The following is an 18,578-nucleotide window of genomic DNA, read 5'->3' as shown; positions in this document are numbered from 1 at the left end:
TTCCTCTTGGTTAGCTCTTCATGCCTATAAGGGTCTGCATCATCATCTGGGCCGTTGAAATCAACTTGGCAGCAGCCTGGTAAGAGTGCTGGAACTTGATCAGGGACGACATCTCTTCATCCAGATTTACTCCGGATATCTCTTCCTGCCTGCGATTGAGATCGTCGGCCAGGGCCTTGTTGTACTGGGCGTTGAACATGGACATGTTGGTATCCGCACCAACATTGCCCACCAGGGAGTTGTAATATTCCTGAATGGTCTGGGTGGTGGTTCCTTCAAAGCTGGTGGTGATGGAGACCTTCTTGTACTGAAGACCTGCTATGTCCAGGGCCATCTGGTTGTCTCCCGAATTAATCTCACCTGCACCGTTAACATGACCGGCATTGATATGGGCGATATTATTGCCCACAAAATCATTGACTGCCAAGTCTCTAGCCCCTTCACCCTGGAAGAAGGTGTTTATCCCCAGCCCGGCCAGCAGGCCTGAGGTGTCGTTGCCAAATGCGATTTCATTCCCATCGTCGGCCTCTATGACCAGCTGGCTATTGAATATTCTGGCGCTTAAACCGTTTATAGCGTCTATGGCTGCCCTGACATCCTCCAGGCTGTGTTCTTCAGGGTTAAAGCCTCCCGGCCCAAAATCAGGCACTTCAGCAGTATGCTCCCCTGTATCCTTGTCATAAATATGGATGGTGAAATTGCCCCTTTGAAGCATGTCTCCGAAAAACAGGCCTGAAGAAGCAGACCCCAGGGCCTCATTGGGATTGGTTACCTGATAAGTGCCAGTGGCTTCCGTAAAATTTGCCAGGCCGGCTCCCTGAGTGTGAATCCTGTTCACCTCCCAGATCAGGGCCTTTGCTGTAGCGTCAAGCTTTTCCTGGTACTTTCCTGCGTAATGGTCCCGGAAGATGAAGTGGCCGGCCAGAGACCCCCCAGTGACCCGACGATCATTCATCTGGCCGCTGTTCAGGACCTGGGGAGTTATGTTCATGGGTGATGAGCTGTTTTCATACCAGTAGAGTCCAGTCTTGGGAATGATCTGAAATTCGTCATTCTGTTTCAAGGCACTGGCAGGAGGCTGGGTCGGGTCATCTTTTGAACCGAACCAGATACTGACTCCGTCCACAGGCAGAGTGACCCGGTTATCATAACCCTGAGCCTCAAAAGTTTCATTTCCATTGGCATCTTTGATCCAGGTCAGGCCACCGTCAAGCGAGACCTTAAAAAGGGTCGGGTCATCAGCGTGTCCAATACCCATTCCTTCATGGACCACCTTTATGGTGTATTCGTAGCTGGAGCTTCCCTCAAAATATATCTGGTCAGTAAAAGTTGACCCTGGAGTCAGGTTATTGAAAATCTTACGGTTTTCAAACTTTATCTCATAAGAGTGACCTGATTCCACCAGGGTGTGCCCGGCCTTGGTGGTAATGGTCACGTTGCCGCCGCCATTATCGATGTAGTTGATATCAATGATTTCAGCCAGTTCCCTAACCAAAAGATCCCTTTTGTCGCGCATCTCATTCAGATTGTTCCGGCCCGGAACTTCCTGGGCATTGATGTGCCTGTTTATCTCGGCGATCTCTTTGACTATCTCGTTAAGCCTGTCCACATCCTGTTGAATAAAGTCATCGGCCTGGGACTGGATCCTGGCCAAGTCATTATTAAGCTGATTGATGGCATTGGTAAGATTATTGGTGTTGGCGATGAGAACCGAACGGGCATTCATGTCTTCAGGACGGTTGGACAGGTTCTGCCAGTCGCTCCAGAACCCGGCCATTAGTTCATTCACACCAGTACCCATGCTTTCATTAAAGAGGATTTCCACGTTGGACAGGTTGTAATGCATGGTCATCCACATTTCCCGTTGAGAGGCCTTGGTGTTGTACTGATCTTCTATAAAAGCATCAAAATACCGGTATACCTCCTTGGCGCTGACGCCGGTGCCCATCTGGCCCGGGGCATAGTCAATGGCCATGGACTCCTCTAGACGAACGGCCTGCCGCCTGTACCCCGGTGTATTGGCGTTGGCAACATTATTACTGACAACCCGGATGGCACTCTGGTTGACCAAAAGGGCTTTCTTGCCCATGTCCAGGACTGAACCGATACCGGACATTACAGCCTCCCCCTCAGCAGACCGGTGGATTTTGCACCACTGTCGTTCCACCTGCCTTTGGATGAGTAGACATTCTCATCTCTGGGAGCCAGCTGATCGTAAAAGAAATTGACCATTCCGGCACTCTGTTCGGCCAGGGCCCTGGCTATCTCATTGTTCTTCATGGCCTGGACAGCACATTTATCCTCCAGAGCCCGAATGCCCTTTAAAATCTCATTAATCTTAAGGGCGTCATCATCCTTTAAGCCTTCAATATAGTCCGCAAGTTTGGAAAAAGCATTCCGGTCAAGTTCCGACCTGATTTCCTCCTTCTCATCCATAAGCTGACGGACCAGTTCCTGAATGGAAAATTCCAGCGAAGCCACTTCACCAGGGGTATTGGCCATGAGAGCTGAGAATTCCTCTTCCAGCAGGGAAAAAAGAACCGCCATCCCCTGCTTCTGTCTGGTCAATCCTGATTCAATAGTCATGATTTTCTCCTGTGCTCATCAGCAGCTGCTTCCAGCCGGCAGACCGATTCTGGTCTGAATCCTTCCAACACCCCTTCCTGAATACCTTGCCCTAAAATAATTGGCCATAGGCAGGTCATGCCATCAGGTATCTTCCTTGCCGGCATGGCCTATGCTTAATCCAGCCAGGAGGCGATCTTTGATCATCTTGGGGTTCCAGGCCAGATCCCCCTGCCTCAGTTCAAAGTGAAGATGCGGTCCTGTGGACCTTCCTGTATTGCCTGACTTTGCAATTTTCTGACCAGCCTCAACCCGGTCTCCAACCTGAACCAGGTTTTCGCTGTTATGGGCATACACACTCTTCCATCCACCGGCATGTTCAATGATCACCTTGTTCCCGAATCCCCCCTTTTCACCGGAAAAAGTTACCCGGCCCGGCCAGCATGATTCAACCGGTGTACCCTGGGGAACCGCAAAATCCAGACCTGCGTGCCAGGCCTGTTTTCCTGTGAAGGGATCCTCCCTCCATCCAAAACCCGAAGACACTGATCCGGGAACAGGCCAGTGCAGCGGTGGAAGATCCATTCCGTCACCAAGTCCGTTCTCCACCTCGTCAAGCTTTTTCTCCAGTTCCGGCAGGTCATCATTTTTGTCGCCCAGTGAAGCCTTGATCTGCCGGGCCAGCAAATCCATTCTTTCCTCAGGGGAAGAATTCATGCCCAGGATCCGGTTTACCTGGTCGGTGTTCAGTTCTTTTGCAGGAATTGCTTCGTCCTGAACCTTTTTTGAGGGAAAATTTTGCCTGGATGGGACTGGATTCAGATCAACGGCCTCAGAAGCTGCTTCTGCTCCAGATCGCTCCAGACGCTCCTTAAGCTGACCATAGAGCAGGTCGGCCAGTCCTATTCCGCCGCCTCTGGCCATCTCCATGGACATTTCCTGGTCAAACATGGAAGTGTACATGTCCTGCTCCCTGCTGTGCAGGTATCCCTCTTTAGGCACAGTGGCCCGCATCTGTTCCCATATCCTCTGGATGAAAATAGCTTCAAACTGAGTACAGGCCTCACGAAGCTCCTGTTTCTGATCCTTGCCTGAGCCGAACCTGTCTCTCAACCGTTTCATCTCAAGTTCTCTGCCGGCGGCAAGACTCTGGTCCAGCTGACCGGCCAGACTATTGCTGAATGAATCACTCATGCTATATCACCTCAAGGTCTGCATAAAGGGCGCCGGCTGCCTTTATAGTCCGCAAAATAGTGATCAGATCCCGGGGGGTGGCTCCGATGGAATTAAGGCCTTCCACCAGCTCGTTGATGGTAGCCCCCTCAATGACCACCAGCTGCCTTTCCTCTTCTATCACTGCTATATCCGTGTCCGGAACAACAACCGGATCAGCCTCGGTAAAAGGAGCAGGCATGAACACCTGGGGCTGTTCCCGGACAATGATGTTTAAATCTCCATGGGATACCGCTACCCTGGAAATACGCACATTTTCGCCAATAACCACAGTGCCGGTCTTCTCATCCACCACCACTTTGGCCGGACTGTCCGGGGAGACCTGGATATTTTCCAGGGCAGCCATGAAGGGTATCAAATTGCCCCTGAACTGACTCGGGATATTCACCCTGATGGTTGAAATATCCTTGGCTGCCGCCAGGTTCTGGCCGAAACTGGCATTTATGCTCTCCATGACCTGAGAAGTTGTGGAAAAATCATGAACATTGAGGTTGACTTGAATGCTCTCCTGGGAATTAAACCTGAAGGGAATTTCCCGTTCCACCATGGCTCCATTGGGTATCCGGCCAACAGTGGTGATATTGGTGGTGACCTGAGCCGCCTGCCCCTCCACAGAAAACCCACCCAGGGTCAGAGGACCCTGGGCCAGAGCATATATTTCACCGTCTATCCCCTTGAGAGGAGTCTGAATCAGTACTCCCCCCTGAAGGCTGTTGGCATCACCTATGGAGGAGATGGTCACGTCCAGCCTGCTCCCGGATCTGGCCGATGCAGGCATGTCTGCGGTGACAATCACCGCAGCCACGTTTCTGAACTGGAGGTTGCCCCGGTCCACGCTTACTCCCATGCTTTCCAGCATATTGACCACCGACCGGACCGTTGCCTGATCGCTCCTGCGATCACCAGTGCCCGAGAGGCCGACCACCAGTCCGTATCCAACCAATTGGTTGGTCCGCACTCCGCCGAAGTTTGCGATGTCTTTAAGCCTGACTGAGTGGGCCTGTTCCGGAAAGAAGAATCCCAGAATCAGGAAAGCCAGGGTCAGGATAAGGGTGTTATTCGCAGATTTCATAATTATTGGCTCCTAAAACGGCCATACCTTGTCCAGCAGCCTGGCCAGCCAGCCTGGTTTTTGCTTGTCAGCCAGGATACCCTGGCCGTAAACCTCGATATGGGCATCGGCCAGCTGGGTGGAGTCTATGGAGTTGTTTGGTCCCACATCCCTGGATCTGGCCAGCCCCCTGACCACGATGATCTGATTTTCACCGTTGACCTTGATATTTCTTGCCCCTTCAATCTGCAGGACTCCACCGTCAAGTACCCTGACCACTCTGGCCGAGATGATCGCCCGGACAAAGGACTCCCTGTTGGTCTCGCCGGTTCCCTGGAAATTGCTGGTTGATCCGGCCTGGATCATCGGATCCTCGCCTACTGTACCCCTGGGCCCCAAACCTGGAAGCAGGCCGCCAGTGGCGGTATCCAGGGGAATTGCATGCATGGAATTCCGATTCATGAAATGCTCTACTCCGAGATTTACGCTGGATCTTCTGTTGGCTGTAGTGTCTGCCTCATTTTTGGCTTCAGTGTCTTCAAGGATATTGACCATAACCAGATCGCCTACGTTTCTGGCCCGGTTGTCACTGAACAGGAATTCTGATCTGTTCCGGTTGAACAGGGAGGGCGAGTCCATTTCAACGGTTTCCATAGAATCAATGTACGGCTCCGGAGAGTAAGACGGCATTGGCGTTGGTTTGTGTTGAGCCGGTGCACATGCTGCCAGCATAATCCCGGCAGCAATTATAATATAAATTCTCATCCCTTTCATATCAGCCTCTCATTTTGATTTCCATGATCCGTGATTCAATCTTCATCATCCCGGCTCAGCGGACAAGAATGGTGCTGCTGTCCTCCACCACTCCCTGAATATCCTTCCTGGTCTGCAGGTTCCTGACCATGACCCGGTCTCCGCGTTGACCGTCTTCCAGCACCCTCACGGGAACGGACAAAGTGACATAACGCCCCTCAAAAACCAGGTTGGCCTGATCACCCCTACTCACAACCGGGACAGACTCCAGAGACCTCTGCAGAATTGGCTGGCCCTGGCCAATGGCCGACCTGATCCGCCATGGACCTGTTTTCCCGTCCCAGATTTCATTTCTGACATAAGCCAGGTTCTTCCTTTCAAACCGGACATCCCCGGGATAAAGAATCTCCCCCCGGTTCAAGGGACGCTGGGCACAGGCTACTGTTGCCCAGACATCAACAAAAACATTGCCTGAAAGTCTTCTTACCATATTATCATGTCCGTCCAGGACATTGATCCTCAGGGTCACCCTTCCCGGAGCAGGCTCGTTGGCGGTCTGAATCTCTATCCGTTCAAATGCGTTTTCCAGAAAAACCGGGACAGGCAGACGAAAATCCCGAAAATCCACCTCATCCCCCATGTCCCTCATCACCGGGATCAGGTGGTCCATAACAATGGAAATGAGTTCTTCTTCAGAATAAACCTTTGCTCCCCGTTGAAAGATGATCTCCCTAGGGACAATGCTTTTTTCAGCCAGATCCCGGTCAATGGATCCCAGCCTCTGCAGGACCTGATTTCTCTGCAGTACAATCCTCTGCCCGGCCTGAGGAGCCCTCCACAGCTGAATACTTTTGACTTCAGCCCAGCTTTCCCCGGCAGTTCCGGTCCTGGGTTCGGCAATATCCCCGAAGGTTATGACTTCGCCTTTAACAGCCACATGTTCTTTTATCCAGTAGTGATGGGCTGCTGCCTGGGCATTGACCTGCAAGCAGGTGATCATTATGACCACCAGGCACAAGAATGAGATATTTCCGGATATTTTGCTGCAGTTTTTCATGGGGTTTTCTCCATTCCATAAAATCCAGGACAACAACACTTGAATGGCCATCTTGCCTTCAGGATTCATCCTTATCCTTTCAGGCCCTTTACCTCTTCATCTGATTGGCGATCTGAAGCATCTGGTCCGATGTTGTTATGGCCTTGGAATTGATCTCATAGGCCCTTTGTCCCACGATCATGTTCACCATCTCTTCCACAAGTTCAACATTTGACATTTCCAGGACACCCTGGGCTATGGTTCCAAAGTTTTCTTCACCCGGGACCCCTTCCACAGCCGGACCAGAAGCCTCGGTTTCCAGGTACAGATTTCGGCCCATGCTCTTCATTCCGGCAGGATTGATGAATGAAAACAAAGGTATATCAACTCCGGCCAGTTCATCCCCTGCCCTGTCCAGGCAGGACAGCCTGCCCTGTTCTGTGACCACTATGTTTACCGTTTCCATGGGGACCTCGAATTCGGGCTGCAAAGGATAACCATTGGCAGTAACGATCCTTCCATCCTGATCCAGCTTGAAGGCCCCGGCCCTGGTATAGGCTACTTCGTCATTGGCCAGGACCTGGAAGAACCCGTCCCCTTCAATGGTCAGGTCCAGGGGATTGTCCGTACGCTGGAAATCGCCCTGGGAAAAAAATTTGTGCACCGTCAGAGGCCTTGTTCCCATACCAACCTGCAGACCCGTCGGAATTCTGTCTCCAGTCAAACTTTCCGTACCCGCAATCTTCAGATTCTGATAGACTAAATCCTCAAACTCTGCCCGGCTCTTCTTGAATCCGGTGGTGTTGACGTTAGCCAAATTATTGGCAATGACGTCTATACTCAGTTGCTGGGCAGCCATCCCGGATGCAGCGGTCCAGAGTGAGCGCATCATAATATTAACTCCTTGTCCTTTTATATTTATAAATAAAATCAACCAGATCAGGCATGGGCCTGTCCATAAGATCTCTGCCAGTCCCTACCTGGTAGTGCCTACATCCCTGATCAGCTGCTGATCTTTTTCATGAGTCGTGGTCATGGCCTTTTGCAAGGCCTCAAAATTACGCATGGTACTGATCATATTAACCATTTCATAAACAACCTCTACATTGGAATCCTCCAGAAAGCCCTGCTGGATCAAGGCATTTTCTGCAGGCTCAGCCTGGATGTCTGTTCCTTCCTTGACCCGGAAAAGCTGGCGTCCCATCTTTTCCAGACCGTTGAGGTTGTCAAAGGTGGTCAGATTGATGATGTCAATCACTTCACCGTCGGCCACCACCTGTCCGTCCTGGGTAATAACTATATCCGCCGCATCCTCGGGAATGAGGATCGGACCGTTTTCACCCAGGAGCTGAAATCTCTGACCGGTAATCATGGCCCCGGTTTCAGGGTCGCGGTAAAAAGCTCCGTTCCTGGTATAGGCAACATCACCTTCCAGGGTTTCCACTTCAAAAAAACCTTCTCCTGATATGGCCAGATCCAGGCGGTTGCCAGTACTTTTCAGGCCGCCCTGCTCGAAGACCACATGAGTGGGGCTGGACCTTGTCTGACTCCTGAGTTTGGCCTCCGGCCAGAGAATCCGGTCTTCCAGACTCTCATTGGGATCAGCGTAATCCGACGCGTAGCGTACAAAAACATCCTCAAAGGCCAGTTTTTCCCGTTTGTAGCCAGTGGTATTCACATTGGCCAGATTATTGGATATGATATTCATCCTGGATTCCTGGGTCATGGCCCCGTAAAAGGCACTGTACATGCTGTCACGCATAAAAATTTTCCTCCTGACCACTGGCAAGCAATTTACAGGCCAAAACCCAAACAGCCTTGACCAGGAACTGCTTTCTTGGTTAATGTGTTCTCCAAAGTCAAAAAAACATTGGTTCAAGATCCAGAAATAATAAATATGCTGAACAAGAAAGCTGCAACAGCCACCTTGCTGGGACTTTTCATTTTGTTTTTTGTCCCTTGGATAAGTCAGGAGAAAAGTGGAGAAATGAGAAAGGCCAACGCATCTTCCGGACAGGAAATACTTTTGCCCCAGCCAGTCAGGGATGGTGGGATGTCAGTGGAAAAGGCTCTCTCCCAGAGAAGATCTTTCAGAGACTTCCAGGGTCTGACCCTGACCCTGGATCAGGCCGGCCAGCTGCTGTGGGCTGCCCAGGGAGTGACCGATGACAGAAGAAAATTCCGGTCAGCCCCATCAGCCGGGGCCACCTTCCCTCTGGAGGTGATCCTGGTGGCAGGAAACGTGGAAGGAATAGAACCTGGGACCTACAGATATCTGCCAGGAAAAAATGCATTGCAAAGGATAAGGCAGGGAGACCTGAGACAAGACCTTTACGGGGCGGCCCTGGGCCAGTCACCGGTAAGGGATGCTCCTGCAGCGATAATCATTTCCGGAATCCATGAAAGGACCACCAGCAGATACGGCCCAAGGGGTCAAAGATACGTTTACATGGAGGCTGGACACGCAGGCCAGAACATTCATCTCCAGGCCGAATCACTGGGCCTTGGCACCGTTGTCATAGGAGCCTTTGATGACCTGAGGGTCCAGGACGTCCTGGGGCTCTCCAGGGAAGAAGTTCCCCTGTACATCATGCCTGTGGGAAAATAGATCAGCCTTCCCGGCTGTATTCGGCTGCCACATCTATGGCTATGCCGCCCCTGGCCTTGAACCTGCCAGTCACCTTCATCTGTCTGGGGCTGCATCTGGCCACCAGATCATCCAGAATCCTGTTGACCACGGTTTCCATGAATGTAGGCTCCTGGCGATAGCTGAAAAGATAGATCTTCAGGGACTTGGATTCAATACACTGCTGGTCAGGAACATATCGAACCTCAATAGTTCCATAATCTGGCTGCCCTGTAACCGGGCAAAGAGAGGTGAACTCGTCGGTGGCCATTACCACCTGATAATCTCTTTGAGGAAACCGGTTGGGAAAAGTTTCAAGGATGTCCGAATCCACCCTAGAAGGATAATCGGCTTTTGTCCTGCCCAAAAGGGTCAGGGATGAAGTATCGTCGTGCATATTTTGCCTCTGCTTTCAATTGGCTGCTGTGAACAGGTAGTTACTGCAGGCTGTTGAGGATTTTTTTGATCTCATTTTTTTTGTGGTCAAAGATCCGACCAGCCACTTCTGCAATTATTTTCCGGATCTTTTTGTCCCTGGAAAGTTCAGGGTATTCCTTAAGTTCGAGGGAATCAAAATCCACGGGCTTGAAGCACAGCTCCTGGTTAAAGCGGTACTCCAGTCCTGATCCGACACTCTCCCGTTTAGAGCTTTCCTCAATGTCCATCCTGCGGGTAAAAGCCAGGACATCGTCGGGCCGGTTGGAACAATTGACCTTCTCAATTTCCTGGTTAAGGTCCTTTGACCATTTTTTAAGGGCTGCAAGGTTGGGGGTAAGGGTCTTTTTCCCCTTGATTTCCGGATGATCAATATATCGGCCGAACAGGTAGTCATCAACTTTCAGCCTGAGCTCTTCATAAAGCTGAACCAGGGTCTTCTCATACCTGCCCCTTAAAGTCAGGGATACAGGCCTGGATACTTGCTCTGAACACTCAGCCAGGGCTTTGGCATACAAGCTTTTCTCCAGACCCAGGGCCTGCCAGAAATCAAACCTTGAATCTTGTCCAGGAAGGGCCTGATTGAGGCAGGCAGCCCTGGATTCCACTTCCCTGGCTTTTTTTCTGACCTGCTCAACCTGCTGGGAAAAGAGCTCCAGCTCCTGATCTATCTTTTTTCTCCGGCCAAAAAAAGTGTCTGCAGCTTCTTTAAGAGTTTCGTCAGCCAGTTCTCCTGAGAAATATCCAAACTTATCCATGGATCCACGCCTTGACAAACGCTTTAAATTTACTGAGCATGCGGCCATTAAAACAACTTTGAAAATATCATTAACACATCCAGCCAGTACTGACAATCACCATGAATCAGACATCAACTGCAATCCATTCTTCCCCGGTCTGTCCCCACGACCAGCGGGAACTGAAAGTCATCAGAACCTGAAAAAACGTATATCTGTATTGCAGGTCCTGCAACAGGAAGTTTTCAGTCAACGAGTTGAGCGAGTCCATGACCGAGTATCTGGAAGATTGTCTTGCATCCATCCCCTGTGACCGGTTCTGATTAGAACAGTTCAATACAGACCCGGTCAAAACCCAGGATAGCATTCCCCAACACATTAAACAGGCAGGCCGGACCGATTTCATCCGACTCGGTCCGGCCTTTGAGAAAAGCCCCTGCGATGCGTTAAGCCTTCGCCCTAGAGAATGGGCAGGTATTTCTTTATTTCATACTCTGTGACCTGAGTCCGGTAGTTGTCCCATTCAATCTTTTTGTTGGCAATGAAATTCCTGAAAATGTGATCGCCCAGGGCTTCTTTGACCACATTGCTCTCTTCCAGTGCCTCCACAGCTTCAAAAAGGCTGCCCGGAAGGCTTGGAATTCCATGCTTTCTTCTTTCTTCCTGGTTCATCTCAAAGATGTCTGCCTCCACTGCATCAGGCAGAACGTACTTTTCCTCCATTCCCTTGAGGCCGGCTGCCAGCATGCAGGCAAAGGCCAGATAGGGATTGCAGGCTGGATCAGGAGAGCGCAACTCGATCCTGGTGGCAGTCTCCTTGCCCGGTTTGTACATGGGTACCCGAACCAGAGAAGTCCTGTTTCTCCTGGCCCAGGCAACATAAACAGGAGCTTCATATCCTGGGACGAGCCTTTTGTATGAATTCACCCACTGGTTGCAGACTGCAGTAATCTCATTGGCATGCCTGAGAAGTCCGGCAATATAGTGTTTGCACTCCTTGCTCAGAGAATCCGGGGCAGAAGCATCGTAAAACACATTTCTCCCGTTCCTGAATAGTGACTGGTGCACGTGCATGCCGCTGCCGTTTTCCCCGAACAGGGGTTTGGGCATAAAACTGGCGTAGCACCCGTGCCTTCTGGCCACTTCTTTGGCTATGACCCTGTAAGTCACCGCTGTATCGGCCATTTTAAGGGCCTCCTGATACCTCAGGTCTATCTCATGCTGGCTTGGGGCAACCTCGTGATGGCTGTACTCCACCACAATGCCCATGCTGTTCAGTCCGTGAATGATGTCTCTCCGGATGTCATTGGCCAGATCAAGGGGCGGAGCATCAAAATAACCACCGAAATCAAGGGTCTTGGGCTCTCGAGAACTCTCAAACAGAAAGAATTCCAGCTCAGGGCCGACATAAAAACTGTATCCGTCTTCAGCAGCCTTGTTCAGGATCCTCTTGAGCACGTAACGGCTGTCCCCTTCATAAGGAGTGCCGTCAGGATTCTTTATATCGCAGAACATTCTGGCCACAGGCCTTTCCATGGGACGCCAGGAAACAAGCTGAAATGTGGTTGGATCGGGAAAAGCCACCATATCACTTTCATGAATTCTGGCAAATCCTTCAATGGAGGAACCGTCAAAACCCATTCCTTCCTCAAAGGCCTCTTCCAGTTCACTGGGCGTCACCTGGAAGCTTTTCAAAGTTCCCAGAACATCAACAAACCAGAACTGGACAAAACTGATATTATACTCTTTCACCGCCTTGGTCACATCATCGGCATTCCGGCAGTTGAATACCACTGGCTCCTGCATTCTTTACCTCCAGTTTTCCTTATTTCCCTGGATCAGGGAAGATACAATCCTGTATTTAAACTAGAACACCCGGGCCTGGATCAAACCCATGCCCGTCAGTCAGCTACGAAAATGTAGCACCAAGCCTTGGTCTTTACAACCCCCTCAAATCTGGTCCAAAGTGTCTTGCAGTCTGGAGTTGTGAATTCTTGACCTTTTTTTTATACTCATTTTCTAGAATCACCCAAGGACACGAAGATGAAACCCCTTTTTATTGCCAAACTCATAAAACCGTCCACCCGAGCCTTTTTCACAGAACAGGCCAGCAAAGATTGCCGCCTGTCTTCAAGGGTTCACGGATACATCTATGCCAGATGGCCCTATCTATATATTGGGATCGGGACCGGAAGACATCCCCTGGCCAGCATATTAAAATCCCTGTGGAAAATAATTGTCCATGGTCCCGGGGCGAAACCCCGGAGGAGCACCAGCCAGGCCAAAATCAACTTCGCCCAGGAATATCATGGCAAGGCCCTGCCTCTGAATGAAGCCAGGAAACTGGTCAAGGTAAGCAAGAGCATAAATTTGGGAGACCTGGAACAGGTCATTCCCTATACCAAGGCCAGGGATCTAGTCCTGAAAAACCCGGACCACATCGTGGCCCTGGAATGTCCCTGCAGGGCCACCAGTCCTGATCCATGCCTGCCCTTGGATGTGTGCCTTATTATTGGGGAACCCTTTGCAAGCTTCATTGCCGAACACCACCCCAGAAAATCCAGAAGGATCAGCCAGGCAGAGGCAACTGCAATCCTTGAACAGGAGCACGACAGAGGGCACGTCCATCATGCCTTTTTCAAGGAAGCCATGCTGGGCCGGTTTTATGCCATATGCAATTGCTGCTCCTGCTGCTGCGGAGCCATCCAGGCTCACCAAAAGGGCGTACCCATGCTGGCTTCATCTGGATTCACCGCCAGAGTGCAAGGGGACGAATGTGTTGCCTGCAGGGAATGCGTCCGTTCATGCCAGTTCAGGGCCATCTCCTTGACCGGCCACGGACCGGTTGTCAACACAGAACTATGTATGGGATGCGGAGTCTGTACCGCCAAGTGCGTCAATCAGTGCCTGAGCCTGGTCCGCAACACCGGTAAATGCCCTCCCCTGGAACTGACCCGACTGATTGAAGGACAGAAAAATAGATCCTGTTCAGTAACCATTGACAACCAGATCCAAAGACCATGAACCGACGGGAATTCTTGCTGGGCTTCAGTGTATCAGCCCTTGTCCTGGGAACGGGCTGCAAAGCCACCGACGTACACAGGGCAGTAAGTCTTGGAGAGCAGGTGGCAAGGGGAACTGTTCCTGGATTCAGCTCAGCAGTTCCATCTACTGGAGTCGGAGCCTTGGACAGCCTCATCAGGCAGCAGCTCCAGAGCATGCTTGAAAAGCTGATCAAGGAATGGGGAGATGAAAAGATCCCAACTCCGAAAGAATACGTCAAGTATACTGATGACTATCAAACCAGAGCTGTGGTCAATTTTGAAACCGGAGTCATCAGGGTAGAGACTGTGGACCGGAGAAATCCCCAGGAGAAACTCAGAACAGCCATCATCAACACCCTTCTGACACCCGAAGACCCTGGCCAGGTGGACCTTCTATCAGACAGGGAGGTAAATGTCGGGGGCGAACCGTTTTTGCTAAACGTAGTCAGGGATCATGAAAACCAGCCAGTGCGCTGGGAATGGCGAGCCGGACGGTTCGCTGACCATCTGATGCGAACCGCCTCCAAAACTGACACCTATAATAACCGGAGAAGACACTTCGTCACCTTCAACATGATCAGGGAACACAACCAGGGTCAGCAGCGGCGCTTCCAGAACCATGTCATGTCTCAGTCCAGGCGCTTCAACCTGGAACCAGCCCTTGTCTATGCCATTATTGAGGCTGAAAGCAGCTTTAATCCTTACGCAGTCAGCCATGTCCCGGCTTACGGTCTGATGCAGATCGTTCCTGAGACAGGAGGCAGAGATGCGCACCGACTGATCTACAACCGGGACGGAATTCCCACCAGGGATTATTTATTTGTACCGGAAAACAACATCAGGATGGGGTCGGCCTATCTGCACATCTTGTTCACCCGTTATCTGGCCCGGGTCAGCAATGCCCGGTCCAGGGAGTACTGCGTCATCGCCGGGTACAATACAGGCAGCGGAAATGTCTTAAGGGCTTTTGATCGGAACAGGGACCAGGCCTTCAACCGGATCAACAGCATGAACAGCACCCAGGTTTACAACCACCTTGTCCGCAACCTGCCCTATCAGGAGACCCGCGACTATCTTCCCAAGGTAGTCAGGTTTAAGGCTGGATACAGATAAATTTCCAAGCCTTTGAAAAGGATTTTAATCAACCGTCTCTGCTGGGATGATTCCTCTGATGGAGGCCCAGGCCAGGCCCAGCCGCTCGTAAAAGACCCTCTCCATCTTTTCCAGACCCCTGGCACTGGGAAAGTAACTCCAGGGCGTGTACTGCTTTTCCCTGGCCAGGTAATCCGCAGGAGAAGGAACAGGATTCATGCCGTGATACCTGAATATCTGCATGGCCCTGGGCATATGTGAAGCCGAAGTCACCAGAATAAAAGGTTTTCCTGAGACCATCTCTTTAACAGCCCTGGCCTCGTCTTCAGTATCAAGGGCTTCTGATTCGGTAAGGATTCTGTGTGGTTCAACACCAAGCTGAAGGGCAGCAAGGGCTGCCACCTGGGAATGGGGAACCGGATCATTAATCCTTCCCCCACTGAAAATCAGCTGAGCTTCCGGATGAAGCCCGGCCATCCGGACCCCTTCCACCACTCTGGACAGGGAAGATGAACCCAGCTGGGAAGTCGGCGGAAAATTATCCTGAGAGTCATGGCCACCTCCAAGAACCACCACATATGGCACGTTATGGCCCAGCCGTTCATTTATTGGCTGATACTGCTGCTCAATGGACTGTAAAAACCTGTCTGCCACGGGTTCCACTGCCATGCCCCCCAGAAGACCGGCCCCCAGGAAAACAAAAAAAAAGCCTGCTTTTCTTTTGCCGAAAACCAGCAGGACCAGGCCCAGAAGCACCATCTGCAGGGTCAGCGGCAGAGGAAAGATCAACCTGGAGATGAGCTTTTTAAACAGAAAAACCGGTTCCATTCACCATTGCCTCTGTCTGGTTATTCAGCAGGGACCACCGGCCCTCTGAATTCAAGAGATATTATCTCGTACTCGATTTTACCCTTGGGAGCATTGACCACCACCTCATCTCCCACTTCCTTGCCCAGCAGGGCCTTAGCCACAGGAGAAAAAACCGAGATTGCCCCTTTGACGTAATCCGTCTCATCCGGTCCCAGCAGAGTGTATTCCCTGACTTCTTCGGTATCAATGTTCTCAATCTTTACCGTGGCCCCATAGCAGACTTTTTGGCCATCCATTGTATTCAGATCAATGACGTTAAACTGGGGAATTCTTGATTTGATATAGGAGATCTTGGCCTCTAACATGCCCTGCCTTTCCCGGGCCGCATCATATCCGGCGTTTTCCCGCAGGTCTCCTTCTTCCCTGGCCTCTTTTATGGCCTGAATCACTTCAGGTCTCTCTGCCTCCAGCTTCTCCAGTTCGCGCTTAACCCTTTCAAATCCCTCAATGGATATTGGTATGCTGCTCATTTTCCTTCCTTGGTTGTTTTCGGCAAAACCGTTTCAATTAAAAAAAGCCCAGGACCATGCATGGCGCATCACTGCCAGTCCTGAACTTTGATTGAAGCAGACTTTCCAAGCGTCCATGACCCGGCAAGCCTGACATAAATTTCCTATAGGACATAACTCCAGGCCAGGTCAAGCCTGCCGCAGCCCTCCAGATCGAGACCCTCCTCCTCGCTGCTGGGCTTGTTCTCACGATACAAGAAAGACTCAAGGACTGGATGAAATTGTCAGCACCCACCATGGACTTTGCCGACCGGATTTAGGTGAGATGACCAATAAAACTCCTCCAGTAAAAGGGCATGCTCATAAATCTCACTTGCTTTATGGAGATAAAAAGTTAAAACTGATTTCAAAAGATGGTACAGATCCAACCCGGTCAGGTCCGGGCCAGAAACAAATTCGGCCACTTCTCTGAAACAGCCGGGCATCATCCGCCCAAGTCTTGTAGAGTTAAAGTCCTGATTAGGGTTGACATGTTTTTTACACTTACCTTAATATTGATTGTCAGATGCAACAATCTGGCACTTATAACTTCCACAATAAAAGGAGACGAAAATGGCAAATCAAGTTACTGACAATACTTTTGAAGCAGAAGTTCTCAAATGCGATCTGCCGGTATTGGTGGATTTCTGGGCTCCATGGTGTGGACCCTGCAGGGCCATTGCTCCAGTGGTTGAAGAGTTGGCTCAGGAATACAGCGGTCAGGTCAAAGTCCTGAAGATGAATGTTGACGAAAACCCCAACACCCCTGGGAAATATGGCATCCGGGCCATACCAACCCTTATCCTGTTCAAGGGCGGAGAGGTTGTTGAACAGGTTACCGGAGCTGTATCCAAGGCCAATCTCAAGCAGATGATCTCGGATAAGGTGCTGTAGGGAAATGAAGGAATACGAATCACTGGTGATAGGGGGCGGGCCGGCAGGAATAACAGCCGCCCTCTACCTGTTAAGAGCCGGGATAAAAATGGCCTGGGTGGAAAAACTGGCCCCAGGAGGGCAGGTCCTTCTGACCGAGGGCATTGACAACTATCCCGGATTTCCCGATGGAATCAAAGGATACGAGCTCATTGACCGGTTCACAGCTCACCTTGATCCCTTTGAACTCGAAAAAATCCGGGATGAAGTCACAGGAATCAATATCCAGCCTGGAAGACACAAGGTCATCCTTGCAGAAGGTGAAATATTTGCCAAGACACTCATCATCTGTTCCGGGGCCAAGTGGAAAAAGCTGGGTGTTCCCGGAGAAAGCAAGTTCACCGGACGAGGGGTATCCTACTGCGCTGTATGTGACGGAAATTTCTTCAGAGGCCAGGACGTGGCCTGCATTGGCGGCGGGGACACTGCCCTTGAGGAGTCCCTTTACCTGTCCAAGCTGGTCAACAAGATCCATCTGATCCACCGGCGTGATGCTTTCCGCGGGGCCAAGCTGTATCAGGACAAAGTTTTAAAGGATCCCAAGATAAACGTCATCTACGACACCATTGCCACGGAATTCATTGGACAGGACGATCTGAGCGGGATCAAGCTCAAGAATGTCAAAACCAGTGCCGAATCTCTGCTCAACGTCCAAGGGGCCTTTATCTTTATTGGACTCAACCCGGCCGGAGGATTCATTCCTGAGGACATTGAAACCGATGCTCTGGGATTCATCAAGACCGACCCGGAAATGATGACCAATATTCCAGGAATATATGCAGCCGGGGACATCCGGTCAAAGAACTGCCGCCAGGTATCCACAGCAGTGGGAGATGGCGCCACAGCGGCTTATAACGCCCAGGTCTACCTTGAACAAAACAGCTGATGCTGCCAAACCAGAACAGCTCCTTTCAAAAAGTCCTTTATAACCAACCCGTGTCCAAAAAATCAGCAATAATGAAAAAACTTTTGATCCAGACCATATCCATCCTGACCATGCTCAGCCTCTGGGGCTGCGCCTTTTTTGACCGAGGCCCGCGTCCTCTTGAAGACAGTCCCTGGGAACTGGCCCAGGCCGGAACATCGGCCATGGAGGAAGAGCGATACCGCCAGGCCATCAGGTATTTTTCCGAACTCAAGGACAGATATCCGTTCTCTCCACACACCCCTGTGGCTGAGGTAGCCCTGGGGGACGCTTATTTCCAGTCCGGCAATTACACTGCTGCCGTAAACGCCTACAGGGAATTTCTGGAGATGAATCCCAGACATGAGCTGGTTCCCTATACCCTGTTCCGGACCGGCTTAGCCAATTTCAGCAAGTTCAAGACAGTGGACCGCCCCCAGACCCATATGGTTGATGCCCTGGAATATTTTCACCGGGTCAGGGAGTCTTACCCTGACTCTGAATATGCCGAATACGCAGGATACTATATTGTCCAGGCCAGGACAAAGATGGCTGAACACGAACTTTTTGTGGCTGATTTTTACTGGCGGACCAAAAGGTATGGCTCAGCCTGGCAGAGATACAGGTATGTGGTGGAAAACTTCAAAGACCTTCCTGAAATTGCTGAATACGCCAGCCAGAGGTCCAAGGTGAGCTATTATAAATTTCAAAAAGACCAGTCCAGGCAAAAACGGGATGAAGACCAGGGATCCTGGAGAGACTGGTTTGAATGGCTTTAAATTCATCCCTTAAACCGGGACCATGAAAATAA

The 18,578-nt window shown here is 50.9% G+C and carries 20 protein-coding genes; 7 read left to right on the top strand and 13 right to left on the bottom strand.

The features are described 5' to 3' along the window. Positions 1-10: 10 nt before the first annotated feature. From flgK to P771_RS0114985, 8 genes are all read right to left on the bottom strand, one after another. A complete protein-coding gene (gene flgK / locus P771_RS0115025; protein ID WP_028575779.1) occupies positions 11-2,116 on the bottom strand; it encodes a flagellar hook-associated protein FlgK in 2,106 nt (701 codons plus the stop codon). Further along, positions 2,116-2,586, bottom strand: a complete 471-nt coding sequence (gene flgN, locus P771_RS0115020; protein WP_028575778.1) for a flagellar export chaperone FlgN — start codon at positions 2,584-2,586, stop codon at positions 2,116-2,118. Before flgN ends, flgK begins: the two co-directional genes overlap by 1 nt. A 123-nt stretch (positions 2,587-2,709) precedes the next feature. Then, on the bottom strand, positions 2,710-3,759 hold the full coding sequence (locus tag P771_RS17910) for a peptidoglycan DD-metalloendopeptidase family protein (protein WP_051617443.1): 1,050 nt from the start codon (positions 3,757-3,759) through the stop codon (positions 2,710-2,712). A 1-nt stretch (position 3,760) separates the two neighbouring features. After that, positions 3,761-4,870, bottom strand: coding sequence for a flagellar basal body P-ring protein FlgI (locus P771_RS0115005; protein ID WP_028575777.1), 1,110 nt, complete (start codon positions 4,868-4,870; stop codon positions 3,761-3,763). Between the two features lie 12 nt (positions 4,871-4,882). Next, entirely contained in the window at positions 4,883-5,614 is a 732-nt protein-coding gene (locus tag P771_RS0115000; RefSeq protein WP_084302014.1) for a flagellar basal body L-ring protein FlgH, read from the bottom strand. Positions 5,615-5,678: 64 nt separating this feature from the next. After that, entirely contained in the window at positions 5,679-6,659 is a 981-nt protein-coding gene (gene flgA / locus P771_RS0114995) for a flagellar basal body P-ring formation chaperone FlgA (RefSeq protein WP_161635994.1), read from the bottom strand. A gap of 88 nt (positions 6,660-6,747) precedes the next feature. Next, positions 6,748-7,530 (bottom strand): flagellar basal-body rod protein FlgG, encoded by a 783-nt coding sequence (gene flgG / locus P771_RS0114990; RefSeq protein ID WP_028575774.1) that lies wholly within the window; start codon positions 7,528-7,530, stop codon positions 6,748-6,750. Positions 7,531-7,614: 84 nt separating this feature from the next. Then, on the bottom strand, positions 7,615-8,400 hold the full coding sequence (locus P771_RS0114985; RefSeq protein ID WP_028575773.1) for a flagellar hook-basal body protein: 786 nt from the start codon (positions 8,398-8,400) through the stop codon (positions 7,615-7,617). A gap of 225 nt (positions 8,401-8,625) precedes the next feature. On the opposite strand from P771_RS0114985, the gene P771_RS0114980 reads away from it, so the two are divergent. Beyond that, positions 8,626-9,246, top strand: a complete 621-nt coding sequence (locus P771_RS0114980; protein ID WP_244147343.1) for a SagB/ThcOx family dehydrogenase — start codon at positions 8,626-8,628, stop codon at positions 9,244-9,246. Between the two features lies 1 nt (position 9,247). Here P771_RS0114980 and queF read toward each other — a convergent pair whose 3' ends face one another. Beyond that, positions 9,248-9,661, bottom strand: a complete 414-nt coding sequence (gene queF / locus P771_RS0114975; protein ID WP_028575771.1) for a preQ(1) synthase — start codon at positions 9,659-9,661, stop codon at positions 9,248-9,250. 40 nt (positions 9,662-9,701) lie between these two features. Continuing rightward, a complete protein-coding gene (locus tag P771_RS0114970; protein ID WP_028575770.1) occupies positions 9,702-10,457 on the bottom strand; it encodes a hypothetical protein in 756 nt (251 codons plus the stop codon). Positions 10,458-10,651: 194 nt separating this feature from the next. Between P771_RS0114970 and P771_RS19260 the strand changes: the two genes are divergently transcribed. Continuing rightward, the gene (locus P771_RS19260; protein ID WP_353740018.1) at positions 10,652-10,759 is read left to right on the top strand and encodes a hypothetical protein; all 108 of its coding nucleotides are present in this window, start codon (positions 10,652-10,654) and stop codon (positions 10,757-10,759) included. A gap of 136 nt (positions 10,760-10,895) precedes the next feature. Here the strand turns inward: P771_RS19260 and P771_RS0114960 are convergent, their stop codons facing one another. Then, positions 10,896-12,242: a glutamine synthetase family protein gene (locus P771_RS0114960; RefSeq protein ID WP_028575769.1), complete on the bottom strand. Its 1,347-nt coding sequence runs from the start codon at positions 12,240-12,242 to the stop codon at positions 10,896-10,898. A 237-nt stretch (positions 12,243-12,479) separates the two neighbouring features. Between P771_RS0114960 and P771_RS0114955 the strand changes: the two genes are divergently transcribed. Both P771_RS0114955 and P771_RS0114950 read left to right on the top strand, forming a co-directional pair. Then, entirely contained in the window at positions 12,480-13,460 is a 981-nt protein-coding gene (locus P771_RS0114955) for a 4Fe-4S dicluster domain-containing protein (protein ID WP_028575768.1), read from the top strand. After that, entirely contained in the window at positions 13,457-14,593 is a 1,137-nt protein-coding gene (locus P771_RS0114950) for a murein transglycosylase domain-containing protein (RefSeq protein ID WP_028575767.1), read from the top strand. Before P771_RS0114955 ends, P771_RS0114950 begins: the two co-directional genes overlap by 4 nt. A 24-nt stretch (positions 14,594-14,617) precedes the next feature. Here the strand turns inward: P771_RS0114950 and elyC are convergent, their stop codons facing one another. Together elyC and greA are read right to left on the bottom strand one after the other, a co-directional pair. After that, positions 14,618-15,400, bottom strand: a complete 783-nt coding sequence (gene elyC / locus P771_RS0114945; protein ID WP_028575766.1) for an envelope biogenesis factor ElyC — start codon at positions 15,398-15,400, stop codon at positions 14,618-14,620. Positions 15,401-15,420: 20 nt separating this feature from the next. Beyond that, entirely contained in the window at positions 15,421-15,912 is a 492-nt protein-coding gene (greA, locus tag P771_RS0114940; protein WP_028575765.1) for a transcription elongation factor GreA, read from the bottom strand. Between the two features lie 591 nt (positions 15,913-16,503). Between greA and trxA the strand changes: the two genes are divergently transcribed. The 3 genes from trxA (at position 16,504) to P771_RS0114915 (ending at position 18,546) form a co-directional block, all read left to right on the top strand. Then, the gene (gene trxA / locus P771_RS0114925) at positions 16,504-16,824 is read left to right on the top strand and encodes a thioredoxin (RefSeq protein WP_028575763.1); all 321 of its coding nucleotides are present in this window, start codon (positions 16,504-16,506) and stop codon (positions 16,822-16,824) included. A 4-nt stretch (positions 16,825-16,828) separates the two neighbouring features. Next, positions 16,829-17,749, top strand: coding sequence for a thioredoxin-disulfide reductase (gene trxB / locus P771_RS0114920; protein WP_028575762.1), 921 nt, complete (start codon positions 16,829-16,831; stop codon positions 17,747-17,749). A 71-nt stretch (positions 17,750-17,820) separates the two neighbouring features. Beyond that, positions 17,821-18,546, top strand: a complete 726-nt coding sequence (locus P771_RS0114915) for an outer membrane protein assembly factor BamD (protein WP_028575761.1) — start codon at positions 17,821-17,823, stop codon at positions 18,544-18,546. Positions 18,547-18,578 lie beyond the last annotated feature (32 nt).

The sequence above is a fragment of the Desulfonatronovibrio hydrogenovorans DSM 9292 genome (genome assembly GCF_000686525.1).
Taxonomy (GTDB): domain Bacteria; phylum Desulfobacterota; class Desulfovibrionia; order Desulfovibrionales; family Desulfonatronovibrionaceae; genus Desulfonatronovibrio; species Desulfonatronovibrio hydrogenovorans.
The sequence above is the reverse complement of the archived record's forward strand: the minus strand, read 5'-3'. Positions and strand labels throughout refer to the sequence as shown.